This window comes from Flavobacterium psychrophilum, assembly GCA_001708385.1.
GTDB lineage: Bacteria > Bacteroidota > Bacteroidia > Flavobacteriales > Flavobacteriaceae > Flavobacterium > Flavobacterium psychrophilum_A.
Map to the genome: position 1 here is coordinate 683,726 of CP012388.1, position 16,776 is coordinate 700,501.

10 protein-coding genes are annotated in these 16,776 nt (G+C 38.6%); 3 read left to right on the plus strand and 7 right to left on the minus strand.

What is annotated here, in order from left to right; all coding sequences use genetic code 11:
* Positions 1-40: 40 nt before the first annotated feature.
* From ALW18_02935 to ALW18_02945, 3 genes are all read right to left on the minus strand, one after another.
* On the minus strand, positions 41-2,863 hold the full coding sequence (locus tag ALW18_02935) for a beta-galactosidase (protein ID AOE51559.1): 2,823 nt from the start codon (positions 2,861-2,863) through the stop codon (positions 41-43).
* A gap of 80 nt (positions 2,864-2,943) precedes the next feature.
* On the minus strand, positions 2,944-4,251 hold the full coding sequence (locus tag ALW18_02940) for a beta-mannanase (GenBank protein ID AOE51560.1): 1,308 nt from the start codon (positions 4,249-4,251) through the stop codon (positions 2,944-2,946).
* A gap of 4 nt (positions 4,252-4,255) precedes the next feature.
* Positions 4,256-5,971, minus strand: a complete 1,716-nt coding sequence (locus ALW18_02945; GenBank protein AOE51561.1) for an alpha-L-arabinofuranosidase — start codon at positions 5,969-5,971, stop codon at positions 4,256-4,258.
* Positions 5,972-6,295: 324 nt separating this feature from the next.
* Here ALW18_02945 and ALW18_02950 point away from each other — a divergent pair, with 324 nt between their 5' ends.
* Genes ALW18_02950 through ALW18_02960 form a run of 3 tightly spaced genes read left to right on the plus strand, consistent with a single transcriptional unit; the run spans position 6,296 to position 11,031 of the window.
* Positions 6,296-7,381: a GDSL family lipase gene (locus ALW18_02950; GenBank protein AOE51562.1), complete on the plus strand. Its 1,086-nt coding sequence runs from the start codon at positions 6,296-6,298 to the stop codon at positions 7,379-7,381.
* The gene (locus ALW18_02955; protein ID AOE51563.1) at positions 7,374-8,756 is read left to right on the plus strand and encodes a sialate O-acetylesterase; all 1,383 of its coding nucleotides are present in this window, start codon (positions 7,374-7,376) and stop codon (positions 8,754-8,756) included. Before ALW18_02950 ends, ALW18_02955 begins: the two co-directional genes overlap by 8 nt.
* A 1-nt stretch (position 8,757) precedes the next feature.
* On the plus strand, positions 8,758-11,031 hold the full coding sequence (locus ALW18_02960) for a beta-glucosidase (protein AOE51564.1): 2,274 nt from the start codon (positions 8,758-8,760) through the stop codon (positions 11,029-11,031).
* 81 nt (positions 11,032-11,112) lie between these two features.
* Here the strand turns inward: ALW18_02960 and ALW18_02965 are convergent, their stop codons facing one another.
* From ALW18_02965 to ALW18_02980, 4 genes are read right to left on the minus strand one after another with little or no spacing between them, the layout of a single operon-like run.
* Positions 11,113-12,285 (minus strand): N-acyl-D-glucosamine 2-epimerase, encoded by a 1,173-nt coding sequence (locus ALW18_02965; protein AOE51565.1) that lies wholly within the window; start codon positions 12,283-12,285, stop codon positions 11,113-11,115.
* Complete coding sequence (locus ALW18_02970) at positions 12,285-13,469, minus strand: glycosidase (protein AOE54287.1); 1,185 nt, start codon at positions 13,467-13,469, stop codon at positions 12,285-12,287. Before ALW18_02970 ends, ALW18_02965 begins: the two co-directional genes overlap by 1 nt.
* A gap of 40 nt (positions 13,470-13,509) precedes the next feature.
* Positions 13,510-15,435, minus strand: coding sequence for a sodium:solute symporter (locus ALW18_02975; protein ID AOE51566.1), 1,926 nt, complete (start codon positions 15,433-15,435; stop codon positions 13,510-13,512).
* A 19-nt stretch (positions 15,436-15,454) separates the two neighbouring features.
* Entirely contained in the window at positions 15,455-16,597 is a 1,143-nt protein-coding gene (locus ALW18_02980; protein AOE51567.1) for a beta-mannosidase, read from the minus strand.
* Between the last annotated feature and the right edge of the window lie 179 nt (positions 16,598-16,776).

The window sequence follows — 16,776 nt, forward strand, 5'->3', positions numbered from 1 at the left end:
TTCCATAATGCTCCGTTAGCGTTAAGAAATCAGATAGTTATTACTTAGAATTTATCTCTAATGTACCCGTTTTTAATCCGTTACATGTAGCGGACAAAATAATCTTGTTTCCTGTTCCATCAGGTTGTATAATTACCTGAGCGAGTCCGTTAAATAATTTTCTTTTCCATGGCTCAGAAGGAGTTATAACCTGAATTACTCCAGGATTTATATTTATAACATCCCATTCACGTACTTTATGTATTGGTGTGGCAACAATATAAATGTCATTTTTACCAGTCCTAAGTATATCCTGATTCAAAATATATTTTTGGGCATCTTCTTTAGATGGCTCAACGATATTTCCATTTACAAATACTCTGGCATTAACCCCTAACTTTTGGTAATAGAACGAAACTATACCGCTTTTTGTTGTTGCACCCAATTCAAATTGCCCTTTATAAACATATGCAGGAGCTAAATTTTTATAATCCCTGTCTTTAAAAGCTTCCTTCCATTTATCATTTGGATATGACGATAATTGCGAAGGTAAGTCAGCTGTAGTAACAGATTGCTCCTGTAAATCTGTTATCGGTACAAGAGCCAGATCATCGATGAACTTGTCTTTTTCTAAAGATGTTGGGTTACCATTTCCCACCCCGATTATTTTTCCTCCTTTTACAGAAAAAGTTATCTCATTGTCGGCAGTAGGTACATGGAGCCCGTTTTTATCTGTAACTTCTACAGATACAACAGCCACGTCATTTGTTTTAGCAATCGTTTCAGAAACCAGTTTTATAGCCTGTGCATTTCCGGTAGTTTTCTGAATATCAGTAAGCACTTTTTTACCGTTTTTATATCCAACGGCTTCTAATGTTCCGGGGGTGTAGATCACTTTCCATTCAAGATGGCTTAACAATTCCATCTTCTTTTTACCAAGGCTTTTTTTATTGAGGAAAAGTTCCACCTCATCGCAGTTAGAATGTACCCAGACATCTATTTCTTTGCCCTCCATACCCTGCCAGTTCCAGTGCGGCATAATATGTAAAACGGATTCTCTACCCCACCATGATCTAAGATAATAGACATTATCTTTCGGGAATCCGCAAACATCCATCATCCCAAAATATGACGTAACCGAAGGCCAGCCGTATGGTGTTGGCTCGCCACGGTAATCAAATCCTGTCCAGATAAACATTCCTGCCAGATATGGCCTTGCAGCATAAAATTTCCACCCTTCTTCTATAGTGTAAAAGGTTGGACGTGGTTTAAGATCGTACGCTGTCTGGTAATGTTTTTCATCATCTTTAAAATAAATACCACGCGTTGTAAACGTAGAGCCTTCTTCTGTCCCCATACCAGGCTGCTGTTTAAACTCATTTCTGTGTGCATCTATATCGCCATTACCCATATAGTTATAGCCAATAATTTCAACAACAGAAGAGATACCACTCTTAAATCCACTACTTAAACCAACGGTCACCGGTCGTGTTGGGTCTATACTTTTCGCAAAAGACTGCATAATATTTGTAATGCGTTCACCAGTAATATTTCCCTCTATAGCCCATTCCTCGTTACCAACAGACCAACAGAAAATACTTGGATGATTCCTGTCGCGCTCAATCATGTATTTTACATTATCAAGGTGGTAATCGTTGATACCCATTAGTCTTGTTTCATCTATAACAAGCATCCCCAGCCTGTCGCATGCCTCCAGTAGTTCAGGTGTCGGAGGATGATGTGAACAACGATAGGCGTTCGATCCCATTTCTTTTAGCTTCTGTATACGGAAATACTGTAATCCATCAGGCAATGCTGTACCTACGCCTGCATGATCCTGGTGATTATTTGTACCTTTTAATTTTACAGATTTACCATTTAGAAAGAAGCCTTTTTCAGGATCGAAATAGGCAGTGCGTATCCCAAAAACTGTTTCGTATAAATCTACAGTTTTACCTTCTTGTTTTACCTGTGTTACTAAGCGGTACAGGTTGGGTGTGTCGATATCCCATAACAACGGGTTACTAACTCTTAGCTTTGACACAAGCTTAAGCGATTTATAAAAATCCGGCGCATTAGTATTCTCTGTAACAGAAACAACTTCTTTCCCTGACGGATCAAAAATTGTTTGCTGTACTGTTACACTCCCTTTATATGTTCCCTTGTTTTCAATAGTGGATTCAATATTTACATCTGCAAAACCGCTTTTAATATCTGTTGTTATATAAGTGCCATTTGTAGCAACTCGCAATGGATTTGTTTTTTGAAGATGTACATGCCTGTAAATGCCTGCTCCTTCGTAAAACCATCCTTCTTCCATTGAAGCATCTACCCTAACGGCAATTGTATTTTCTTCACCATACTTGATGTATGCTGTAACATCATACTCAAATCCGTTATAGCCGCTTTCTTCAGTTCCCAGAAAATGCCCGTTAAACCATACTTTCGAGTTTCTAAAAACACCATCAAATTTTAGGGTTATTAGGCGCCCAAGATCGCTGTTGGGAATGGTTATTTTTTTACGATACCATCCAATACTTTTATCCGGAAAACCTTTACCTGCATCCTTAAATCCGTGGCTAAAGCTACCTTTTTCACTAAACGTCTGCTCTACTGCCCAATCATGAGGAAGATCCAGTTTTCTCCATGCCCTGTCATCAAATGCGGCGGCGGCTGGACCGTCGCCATTTCCCGTTTTTGTGAGATAGGAAAAATAAGCCGTACCATGGTCAAAGTCTTTTTTGGTATCATATAAATGTCCGAAAGAAAAATGCCATCCTTTATCTATTAAATATTCTTCCCTGCCTAAATTATTTTGTGCAGAAGATGTAAAAACAGATAGTAGAAGAAATACAACGTATAATTGGTAAGGCATTAATTTCATAGTTGGCATTTTAATTTAAAGAACGCTAAAATAGATTTTTTTAAACGGAAATAGTAAGTATTATCTTATTTATATTAGAATTATTTCTGAAGTTCATTCAGCTTACTGTTGTAATCCCTAACCAGTTTTAAAGTACTGATATCAGAGGCGAAAACCGAATTTAATCCCTGAGGTTCCTGAGGTGGATCTGCAGTAAAAGTATCACCTACATTCCATTTGCCTTCGGCATTTACAGCTTTGCCTTCGCCTCCAAATCCCCAGAAATTAATGCCTGCCAATGATTGCTTGTTTTGCTGACTTTTAAGCAGCCTGTCAAAAAAGGATGTGTAAAGTGCATCTCTGTCGCTAACATCAGAATTGGCAAGAAGGATTTCATGCTGTCTCGGTAAACCGAATTCTTCTATAATTATCGGTCTATTTAAACGTGTAGCGGCAGCAATGTGCTCGTCTATGTAAGCGTTAGCCTTTACTAATGCATCCGGAAAAGTATTTTTCGGATCTTCTGCCTTATACCAACTCCAGTTTTTTGGCCATATGTGCATTGTTAAATAATCAATATTTGCATTTTTATGTGTTCTTTCAAAAGTAGCAAGGTCATCGTTAGACCCGGCTTTACCTTCAGACCCTGTCGATATAAGATGGTTTCTATCCAATGAATCTATATAATCTACAACATCATTAAGCCACGCTGTAAATTTCACTTCATTTTCGGGAGTAAACACCCTTGGCTCATTACCCACCTGCCACGCCATTATGGCTGTATCTTCTGTATATTTCTTTTTATTGTACCGGTTCCTTCTACCCAATATAAATTTGATATGTTTTCTAAATGCTTCCATACAAGGTTCACAGCTATGATATTGGGCAGTATACTTCATAAACTGCGGCCATGTATTAGGAGGAATGTTAGCAATAGGAATTTTTCCGTAGCCGTTCCACTCCAGGTATTGTGACATACCGCCAGACCATTCCCAATTGTTGTTAAGGTACAAAACCGCATACATATTACGCTTGCCCATTTCAGCAATTAAAAAGTCAAGCCCATCTAATAAATCCTCATCATACTTACCCTGTTCATACTGAAGCGCCGGCCTTACGGTAAAATCGTAGGTACCTCCATCTGCCCCCACAAGAACACGCAGATTATCTATACCATTCTTTTTCATTAAATCCAGTTCGCGAAGCAGTCTCGCCCTGTCACCTACTTTTTTTGAAGCAAGCAGGCTACCGTACCAATAATTGGCTCCAATATAAGAATAGGGTTTGTCACCTTTAAAGAACTGCTGCCCTTTTACAGTGATTTTTTCAGGTTTTTGTATACTGCAATTTATGAGGGTGAAACTTAGTAATATTAGTAAAAATGGTGTTAGCTTGTTTTTATATGTCATTATGTTATTGGTTATCTATTATTACAAATACTGATGATCTTGCCGGTAGCGTTACGTTTGGAGTTTCACCTATTGTAGCAGAAAATGGTTTTATGTCCTTATACCCAGACGGCCCTCCTGCTGTTAATAAAGGCCCTGAACCATTAATTATTACTTTTCGGGAAAACTCACCATTGTCGTTATCACCAACTAAATTGTACCAGTACATTCTGTTACCTTTTACAAAGTTTTTAAGGTTTATTTTCACATTAATCGCAGAAGATGCTTTGTTTACAAAAGTCAGTCCCAATTTACCGTTCGAAAATGATGAAGCATATACTTCATAATTTCCCGATGCATCTTTAACAGCTTCAATAAGCCTGTCTCCCATACATTTCTGGAAATAGTACATATGGTAAAATGCAGGCCTGGGAGTACCTTTTGGTATGTTAGGCTCGTCTCCATTACTAAACATACCGTGGTCGTCGCCGTTAGCCCAGCCATTGGCAAAATCCCAACGGGCAGCCAAGCCAATATTATTTTTAAGCACTTCGCCCAATAATAACACAGCATGCATACCATTAATATGAGACACCTGCTGTTTACTGCCAACTGCAAAAATATTCCATTCATCAAGCGCAAGAGGTTTAACCTCTTTTACATTTGAAGAAAGCTCCGATTTTACAAACGTCATCATTTCTGCCGTTTTTACTTTAGGGGTTTCCAATATTTCGGCAGCATTAGAATTCGTATTATAGTTAGTGTAGTAATTGTGTATTACATAATAATCTGCATCCTCACCAATATTTTGCAGCATTTTGGCATTCCATGTTTTATGGCATTCGGGTAAATAACTTGCAGGAGCCCCCTCAACCATAACTGCACCAATTTTGATATTGGTATTCCCTACCGAAGCAGCAGCAGTACGCATAGCTTGGGCAATAATTTTAAAATGCTGGGCATACAAACCACCATTTAATAGCTCTGGCTGGCCGTCTTTATTATCCGCTGTATTAATGCGGTAGCTTGCTTCCCAATCGGCATACACCTCATTACCAATTTCCCAATACTGTGTTCTTCCGTTATCATGCTTAACCCAGTCGGCTGCAAGTTTCGCTGCATCCTGAACCGGATTTGCACCCGTACCGTAACGTGCATAACCGTAGTTTATAGTGATTATACCTTTACTGTTTGTGGATTGCAATAATTCGTAGTAATTAGCTAGTGAAATAGTCCAGTCAGCATCATTTAACCCGAACCAAAAATTAGATGGTTCTACGGTTCCATCGGCTTTTATTAGTGATGATGGTGCGGTTGTTGGGATACTGGCAGCATTCCAGAAATATACATCGCTTATACTTCCGCCAGGAAAACGGATAATGTTAGGTTTCAGGTTTGTTATATCATTAACCAGCGTTGCATCGTTAATCATCTTACCCGACCATAGATTGGCATTATTACCATATATAGATGATGGTATTTTGGTAAGTACTTTTGCATAATCGACGGTCACTGTTGAAGCCGTTGCTGTTGGAACTGTTGCTTCTGTAAAAGATACCGGCAAATCCAGATTTTTTGGCGTCCAGGTATCAAGAAAAAAACCTGTTGTTTTTGCTACAACGGGGTCAACCTGTGTAGAAATATTTTCAGGCGTTTCAGTTTCTGTGATTTTATCCTGACTTGAACAGGCAACGAACGGAAGTACAATTACTATATAAAAGGCCAGAAATTTATTTTTCATATTATAAATTGATGATAATTTTATATTAATTCTACTTATTGTAAAAAATAACAAACCATCAATTTCAAATATAAATTATATAGTACCCTTACAAATAATATTATTTAATCAATTGTATATTATATAATTACAACGCAATTCTCACGATTAAAGATCTAATAACCTGGTTATTAATACATTTTACTCTTTCATATATCAATCGTTGTAGTTATAGTTGAAATTCAGAATGGTTAAGAAGGCAATATATTACGTTAATGAAATGATAATATAGTATTATTAGCGACTACAGCGATTTCGTATTTTAGTCACAAAATAATATTACTGATGTTCACAATTAAAAAGTTTCCTTTCATTTTACTTACAGCGCTACTTTGGTGCTCATTTTTAAGCTTTACCGAAATAGATTTCAAAACGGCATATACTGTAAAAGGAAGAACCGAGATTTTTAAAGATAGTATAATATTGATAGGTTCAGCATCCTCTGTGAACTTTACATTTAAAGGAAAACAATGTTCTGTCGTACTTAAATCGGGCAAACTGCATCATGGCTATATCGCATTAGAAATTGACGGTAAATACATAGGACGTAAAAGAATTGAGAGCACACCTACCGAAATTACAGTCGATCAAACTAAATCGGGAACTCATACCGTAGCGATCTATAAAGCTACCGAAGCCGCTAATGGCAATATTACTTTTCTGGGCGCTACAGGAGATATCAAAAAAACTAAAGAGAAAAAGAGAAAGAAAATAGAATTTATAGGTGATTCTATTACCTGCGGCATGGGCAATGACCTAAGTGCGTTGCCTTGTGGTGAAGGAGAATGGTTCGACCAGCACAATGCATATTATTCGTATGCTCCAATAGCTGCAAGAGCTTTAAATGCAGATTATCTGCTAAGTTCAGTCTCCGGTTTTGGTATGTACCGAAACTGGAATGATGAGCATGATAAAGAAGCCATTATACCCGATGTATATAATAACTTATACCTAAATACAGATACTTCTAAACCTTACGATTTTAGCTTTATGCCCGATGTAGTTTGCATTGCACTTGGTACAAATGATTTTTCTGAAGGCGATAAAATAAAGCCAAGACTGCCTTTTAATGAAAATAAATATATAGATAGCTATATTAAATTTATAAGGAATATATATGCTCATTACCCTCATGCTAAAATTGTATTGCTGAACAGCCCAATGGTTAGCGGCGAGAAGAACGAATTATTTGTAAAGTGCCTTACAAAGATTAAAGACACTTTTAATAACGAAAAAAATCATAAGCCTATTTCTGTATTTAAGTTTACCGAAGTAACACCTCATGGCTGTGGATATCATCCTGAAATTGAAGATGATAAACTAATGGCTTCTCAATTGACTCCTTTCCTTCAAAAACTTATAAATGAATAGTATGCGTGTTTATCTTGTTATCCTTCTTGCCTCATTATGTAGTAATAACTATGCTAACATAAACCTACCTTCATTCTTTTCAGACAATATGGTGTTGCAAAGAAACTCGGAAGTTACAATTTGGGGATGGGCAAACCCCGGAGAAGAAATTACAGTAAGTACGGGGTGGACAAAAGAAGAATTTAAAACTAAAGGCGACAACCACGCCTTTTGGAAAATAACGCTTAACACACCGCAAGCAGGCGGGCCTTATACTATCAATATTAAAGGTTATAACGAAATTACTCTAAAAAATGTAATGCTCGGCGAGGTTTGGTTTTGTTCGGGTCAGTCTAATATGGCGTGGTCTGCCAATGCAGGGATAGACAATGCCGCCGAAGAAATAGCAAAAGCAAATTATCCGGATATACGATTCTTTTCTGTGCCTTTACTTGCAGACTCTACCCCTCAAATGAATATACCGGGGAACTGGCAACCCTGCACTCCCGAAACAATGAAATACTTTAGTGCCATTGGTTACTTTTTTGCCCAACGGCTGAAAGAAGATCTTAAAAATGTACCAATCGGTATAATTAATTCAAGCTGGGGTGGCACACCAGCAGAGATTTGGATTCCCGAAGGTATTATTTCAAATAACAAAACACTTTCGGATGCAGCATCGAAACTTCAACCGTCAGAATGGGGACCTGTTGAGCCGGGGTATGCTTATAACGCAATGATACACCCGTTTGCAGGGCTTAAAATTTCAGGTTTTCTTTGGTATCAGGGCGAAAGCAATGTAGGGTCTGAAGTGTATGACCAAACTCTATCGGCACTCATAAAATCATGGCGGGAACAATGGAAAGAAAACCTTCCGTTCTATTATGTTCAAATAGCACCGTACAATTATGGCAGCGAATATCCAAGTGGTGTAATTATAAGAGATGCCCAGCGAAAAGTACTTAAGGAGGTTGATAATACTGCCCTGGTGGTAATTAGTGACGTAAGCCCTACTGATGATATACATCCAAGAAATAAAAAACCGGTCGGTGTACGCCTGGCTGAAATTGCTTTACAGTCACACTATAAAGTACTGAATAAACAGGTAAAGTCTCCTTTTTACAAAGGTATTACAGTACAAAAAAATAAGCTTACCGTTATTTTCGATAATGCTGAAGGACTTCATTTTACTACAAAAAAAACGACACAGTTTGAGATTGCAGGAGCAGACAAAATATTTCATCCTGCGGAAGCAAAGATCAAAAACAATACTGTGATTGTGCATTCTAAAAAAGTTGAAAGTCCTATATATGTACGCTACGGATGGAGCAACACTGCACAACCCAATCTGTTTAATAAAGCAGGGTTGCCTGCTTCCTCATTTTTAAGTGAATAATATGAAAAAAACAATAGTACTACTTGCCATCTTAAGCTTTTATAATGGCAACGCCCAAAAGAAAAACAGCATGCAGAAAAAACATGAAATAGAACAAAAGGTAGAAAAGTTATTGGCAAAAATGACCCTTGAGGAAAAAGTAGGCCAGATGAATCAATATAATGGCTTTTGGGATGTAACTGGCCCGTCGCCTAAAGAAGGCAATGCCGCACTTAAATATGAGCACCTTCGTAAAGGATGGGTGGGCTCTATGCTAACCGTCAGAGGTGTGGAACAGGTACGTGCCGTACAAAAAATAGCCGTTGAAGAAACACGACTGGGTATTCCGCTAATTATAGGATTTGATGTAATACACGGTTATAAAACATTAAGTCCTATTCCTCTTGCCGAAGCTGCAAGCTGGGACATGGATGCTATAAAGAAATCGGCCCAGGTAGCTGCAGATGAAGCATCGGCTTCAGGGATCAACTGGACGTTTGGGCCAAATGTCGACATTAGCCGCGATGCCCGCTGGGGACGTGTTATGGAAGGTGCCGGTGAAGACCCATATCTTGGAAGTAAAGTTGCAGTAGCAAGGGTTAAAGGATTTCAGGGAGATGATCTTTCAGCTCCAAATACTATCGCTGCCTGTGCAAAACATTTTGCAGGCTATGGGTTTTCTGAATCCGGAAGGGATTATAATACGGTAGATATAAGCAATGCCACATTACACAACACGGTGCTCCCTCCTTTTAAAGCAGCACATGATGCAGGCGTTCGTACGTTTATGAATTCTTTCAATATTCTTAACGGTGTGCCTGCTACAGGTAATAGTTTTCTGCAAAGAGATATCCTTAAAGGTAAATGGGGCTTTGACGGTTTTGTAATTACCGACTGGGCTTCTATCCGCGAGATGATCGCACACGGCTATGCAAAAGATGGTGCCGATGCCAGTGTAAAAGCTGTCGTCGCGGGTGCAGATATGGATATGGAATCACATCTTTATGTGGTAGAATTGGTAAAACTGGTAAATGAAGGTAAGGTCGATATTAAACTAATTGATGATTCGGTAAAAAGGATACTAAGAGTTAAATATGAACTTGGATTATTTGACGATCCTTACCGTTACTGCAACGAAAAAAGAGAAAGAGAGGTTATAAACAGTAAAGCGAATCATAAAGCTGTATTGGATATGGCTAAAAAGTCGGTAGTGCTTTTAAAGAATGATAAAAATTTATTACCTCTTAAAAAAAGCGGACAGAAAATAGCCCTTATAGGTGCCTTGGCTAATGACATGAACAGCCCACTTGGTAGCTGGAGGATCGCATCAGATGATAATACGGCGGTATCTGTACTGGAAGGCATGCAGCAGTACAAAGGAAATATCCTGACTTTTGAAAAAGGACCTGAGCTTACTATCGGCAAAACTACTTTCCTTGATGAACTGGTGTTCAATACTAACAATCGTGATGGATTTGAAGCAGCTAAAAAAGTAGCCAAAGAAGCAGATGTTGTAATTATGGTATTGGGTGAACACGGTTTCCAGAGTGGCGAAGGCCGCAGCAGAACCAATCTTGACCTGCCGGGATTACAGCAGGAACTACTTGAAGAAGTTTATAAAGTAAACCCTAATATTGTTCTGGTACTCAACAATGGCCGACCTCTTGCATTGCCATGGGCAGCGCAACATATACCAACAATTGTAGAAGCATGGCATTTGGGTTCTGAAACAGGTAATGCAGTTGCACAGGTTCTGTACGGAGATTATAACCCAAGTGGTAAGCTGCCTATGAGTTTTCCGCGTAATGTTGGGCAGGTGCCAATCTATTACAATCAGCACAGTACAGGAAGACCAGTTAATAGCGATAATAATGTCTTCTGGTCGCACTATAGTGATGTAGAGAAAACACCTCTTTTTGCTTTCGGTCACGGACTGAGCTATACAACTTTTAAATATGGAGTTCCTAAGATTGAGAAAAAAACTTACATTAAAGGAGAAACTGTAAAGGTATCGGTAGAAATTACCAACACAGGTAATCTTGATGGTAAGGAAGTGGCTCAGCTTTATATAAGAGATATTACTGCGAGTCTTTCACGCCCCGTAAAAGAACTCAAAGGTTTTGAATTGCTTGATCTTAAAAAAGGGGAAACCAAGACCATAACTTTTAACCTGACGGATAAAGAATTAGGTTTCTACGATAATAACGGTAGTTACCTTGTTGAACCCGGAATATTCAAAGTGTTTGTGGGTACAAGTTCTGATAATGTTCAGGAGACAGAATTTGAATTGAAATAAGATTCTCATCCATATGATATGTATAAAAAAACACCCCTTTACAGCGGTGTTTTTTTATAGTCTATTATCAAGCTACGCTACTTATAATCTTTTGAAAAGTTCAATACAGGCACGGGAATTATGATACGGGCATTTCCAAAACCCTGTCTTATCTTTTTGTATAGCAGAGTAATCTTTATTTATACCCCATATCCATTCACCATTCTCTTTATCAAGTATATAATCCTGAACAAAATGCCAATTGTTAATGGCTGCATCAAGGTATTTTTTATCTCCGGTTAATTGCCAGACGTTTATCATTCCAATCATCAATTCAGATTGCGGCCACCAGTGTTTTTCAGCAATCAATTTTCGTTCTTTAGGATCGTACTCATACCACAAACCACCATCTACATCTATACCCTCAAAGGTGGCATCTGCCATGGTTACAGCATGTTTTTTGTATATGGCAATTAATGTATCATCTTCTATCATTTCGGCACACCATTGCAGTAGCCAGGCTGCCTCAATATCATGTCCGTACGAAATAACATCCGGCTTTTCCACCCATTCTTCGTTAAAGAAAAGATGAAGATGCCCCATGTCTTCATTAATGAAATGCTCATTAATTGTATAAAGCAGCTCTACAATTTTATTTTTTAATCCTTCGTCTTTCCAAACCCTGTAAAGATTAGCATATCCTTCTACTATATGCAGGTGGGTATTCATAGTCTTTTTCTCGTTTGCATCCTTATCGCTAAGGCGCAAGTCATCTATAGGCTGCCAATTTTGGGTAAAAGCTTCAAAATAACCTTTATGTATCGGGTCATAACTGTGTTTTTCTATACTATTGTAAAGTACTATAGCAAGGTCAAGTGCTTTTTGGTCTTTAGAGATATTGTAATATTCCGATAGTCCATAAATAACAAAAGCAAGCGCATAGATTTGGTTTTTAGCATCCTTTGGTTTTCCGTCGAACGTAATGCTCCAGAAAATACCATTATTCTCCCTGTCATAAAGATACTCGCTGATGTAGTCAAAAGCCCTTTTAGCCATCTCAAGATCCGAATCGTTTTTTGTGATGGGATAAGAAGCCGAAAATGCCCATAAAATACGGGCATTTAATACGGAGCCTTTATCGGCATTATACTCTTTTGTATCTGTGTAATCTATTGTACCGATAAAACCGCCATTCTCTTCATCTAAAGCGTTAGTGCTCCAATACTCAAGAATAGAAAGCAGTTCATTGTACATTTCTGCTTTAAGGTTCGCCATTATAGAAACTTACTGTTGTTATCTACCAGTTTAATAATTGTATTTACAGAACCTGCCGAAGTCAAAGTATCTTCAGGCGAGTTCATAACATAATCTACCAGCTTATCTACTGTAGAAACAGCTACGTGCATACGTGTATCTGAAGAAGCATAGTAAACATAAACCGTTCCGTCTTCATCGGCTATCCATCCGTTAGTAAATAATACGTTTGATACATCCCCTACTCTTTCTTCGTTTTCCGGAGCCATAAAATAACCTGCCGGTACATGGGTAACTTTACCAATATCATTAAAGTCGGTCATAAACATATACAATGTGTAACGAAGCCCGGCCGCGGTATTACGAACACCGTGTGCCAAATGAAGCCATCCTTTATTGGTTTTTATTGGCGCAGGGCCAAGGCCATTCTTAAGTTCGTATATGGTATGGTATATTTTCCCGAATATTATCTTTTCATCCTTTACTATCGGGTTTTCCATGTTATCGATAAAGCCAAGACCTACACCTCCGCCACTTCCAACATCTATAAAACCATCCTGCGGACGCGTATATAATGCATACTTGCCATCTACAAATTCAGGATGAATTACAACATTACGCTGTTGCCCCGTGTTGGATATCAAATCGGGAAGCCTTTCAAAATTCACAAGGTCTTTCGTACGCACTATACCTGCATTGGCTATAGCAGCACTGGTATCGCCTGCCGGCGCATTTGGATCTTTTCGCTCAGTACAAAAAATACCGTAGATCCATCCGTCTTCGTGCAACGTAAGCCTCATATCATATACATTGGTATCATGATCTTCAAGCTGCGGAATAACACATGGTTTATCCCAAAACTTAAAATTATCTATACCATTCGGACTTTCGGCGATAGCAAAAAATGATTTTCTGTCGGTACCTTCAACACGAACACACATAATATATTTACCATCCCATTTCATGGCTCCGGCATTAAAGGCGGCGTTAATGCCAATGCGCTCCATACCAAATGGATTGGTTTCGGCATTAAGGTCATACCTCCAGGTAATTGGGGCATGAGCAGCAGTAACCACCGGATTTTTATATCGTGTATACACCCCATTGTTTTGGGCAATAGGCTCGTTTTTCTTTTCAATAAGCTGCTGGTGCTGACTAACAAGTGCATCATAGTTTGCAATCTTGTTCAGCTGGTCAGTAATCATATCATTCCCCATTTCACTATAATCTTTAATTTGTATTCTTTTAATAATCGGTTAGCCTGTTCCACCAGGTTTTTCTCATAACAATAAATATTACCGCCAATAAGGCCAGTACAACACCAAAACCTGTCCATTTAGATAATATAAAATACATCGGTAGCAGTGTTAGTAAAATCTGCCCGGCGATTCCCATACCAACATTAAACATGTTTATACCAAAGTTTTTATTTCTTTCAATAGTTGGGTCTTCTGCCTGAAGCATTTCGCGTACAGGTTTCCAGAAACCCCAAGGGCGGACATCTTTGTAAAAGCTTTTAAGTGTAACTTCATCTGTAGGTGGTGCGGCATAAGAACCCAGCACGCAGGCAATAAACTGTATAACAATAAACACCGGGAAGAAGTACAGCATTCGTGTACCGTCAAAATATGTAGTGATACCACTTACCGAAAGTATTGGAGGGATTGCGCTTGCCGTGATTCCTGCAAACATACCCCAGAAGAAGCCATTTGCGTTGAAACGCCACCAATACCACTTAAGCACGTTTGCACAAACAAATCCGCCATATAAGCCCGCCGTAATAATATTGAATATCATATTAACATCTCTGATAAACAATCCAAGCCCTACACCCAATATTACCATTACAGCACCCGAAAGGTATCCCATATTGATAATCTGTTTCCTTCCGGCATCGGGCTTAAAGTACTTCAGGTAAATATCATTGACTATATACGCCTGTCCGGCATTAAGCGTTCCTGAGAAATTACTCATAAATGCTCCAAGGAAACCGGCAAGCACAAGGCCGACCAAGCCTACAGGAAGATATTTATTGATAACTGCAGGCATAATACTTTCAAAATTTACACCATCAGCAGTACGGCTAAGAGCAAGATCTTTAAAGTACAGTACTCCAAGTATGCAAAGCCCCATTGTCATGAAATAGCGGATAGGCAATAATATAATAGAAATAAAACCACTCATTTTACTGGCTTCTTCGGGCGATTTTGTACTTAAGATCTTCTGGCAGTCATAATTAGGCGCAGGACCTGCGAGGCTTTTAAGAACACCCGAAAAGAACATCATAGCTACAACTGCAGAGAATAATTTGTATCCGTCTCTTTCAAGTTTAACCTGTGCATCTGCCAATATATTATGCCAGTCAAGGCCAAGTTCGGCACCAAACATCGGGCTATCCCAACCAAGAGGCATCTTATCTGCGAAAATAATACCTGAATCTGCGAGGTGAAGCATGGCGATAGTACCCACAAAAATAGAACACACTATCATGATCATGTATTTAATAAAGTCGGCCAGTACGATACCATGCATACCACCTACTATACTATAAAAGGTAGCCACAATACAAATGCTTACACCGTAAAACTGGGCTGTAGTGTGCTTTGCAGCATATAGTGCTGTTGTATATGCGTCTGATCCTGCTGTAAATTGTTCTAAATTCTGATCCAGGAACGGAACTACTTCTTTAATACTCTCATACGGAATAAATATTTCTAAAAATTCACCCACACCTACAAAAGCATATGCCATATAGCCGATACATAACATAAGGGCAAAAACAACAACAATAGCGTGGCTTTGTTTTACTCCCTTATCGGTCAACCCGAAACGGGTGCCTAACCATTCTGCCCCTGTAGTTGCATTACTCCTCCTAAGCCATTTACTCAGGAACACCATAAGGAATACCTGGTTGAATACAGGCCACATCCACGGAATCCATACACTTTTAAATCCGTACAAAAAGGCCATGCTAACAAGCAGCATGGTGCCGCTAATATCAAACATATCGCTGGCATCACTTAATCCAAGCATATACCATGGTAATTTTTTACCACCCATCAGGTAGCTGTCTTTACTGCGCTTAGCGCGATTTTTCATAATGATACCAATAACGATCATCATGATAAAATAGAGGGCAATAATAGTTAGGTCAATAGAGGTTAGTCTCATATCATAAATGGCTTGCAGCCTATTTGTATAGTTTAAATTTGGTCACTTCTTTCTGAAACAGCGTGTTGTCTTTTTTATAATATTCAATAAAGTCATCTGCCGAAACCTGTCCTTTATACGGCGCATAATAGTGCATACGCGGTGGTGTCATACCTTCGTTCCAGCCGTGGTTACGCCATAAAAGAACGTATGATATTTTTTTGTCACCTATAGCATCAGTTAACGTTTCCGTCCACCATTTACTATAAGGAACAGCCTCGTAACCTGTCTCTGCAATAGCTGAAAGCTTATTATGCTCTCTTGCAACTTTATCTATAATAGTAACCAGTCTTTTAGTATCATTTACAAATTTTAGTTGCTTTTCACCGTCGCCCCCTTGGTAGATATCAAAGCTTACCATATCTACCCATTCATCACCGGGATAATACTCCATAAAATCGGCTTCCGTCTGTACATTACTGTCAGAGGTATTGTAAATATAAATAAGGTTATGGACACCTTTCTTTTCAAAATACTCTACTGTAAATTTCCACAAAGCTTTAAATTGCTCAGGAGTCGTAGTATTTTTACACCACCAGAACCAATTCCCTGTAAATTCATGGTATGGTCTATACAACACAGGTATAAGTTTACCGTCAGTGCCCTTCAATGTAAGCAGGTACGCAGCAGCATTATCCATCCAGTCCTTAAATTTTTCATGTTCTGAACCACCCGGTAATATAGACGCAACAGTACCCTGCGGGTTATCCCATGCATTTTTACCACTGAGGGGGTTGTCGGCATGCCAGCTAAAGGTATTTACGCCTCCCCTGTCATACACCTGCCTTACAAAATCTGTTTGTTTTGTAAACGGAATGCCATCAATCTGCTTTTCAGCATTATTTTCTATCCCTCCAAGATCCCATCCGTAAACCGCCGGATAATCGCCTGTAACATCTTTAACATCGCTTCGCTCCTCTTCATATTTCCATTCCACTCCGTAGGCAAGCGCATCCTGATGCCCAAACATATAACCCTTATCCCTTAGTTTGAATAGGTTTTTATACAGCGTAACAGTTTCATTAGTTGCCTTTTTATCTACCGGCACATTGGCAGTCTGCGAAATACTTTTGCAGGAAACTATCAGCGCAACGCCAAGCACAAGTATTATTTTATTCTTCATTTAGCTTGTATATCAGTTTGAAAACGAATTTACGCGTTTTGACAAATTCTTAATTAATATTATTTATTATTTGGAAGACTGCAATTTTAAAGACAGTTTTTTGATAATGCCAAAGATAAATTTCATCTTAAATTTTCGTTAATATTATTTTATCAATTTTATATCATATAATTGCAAAT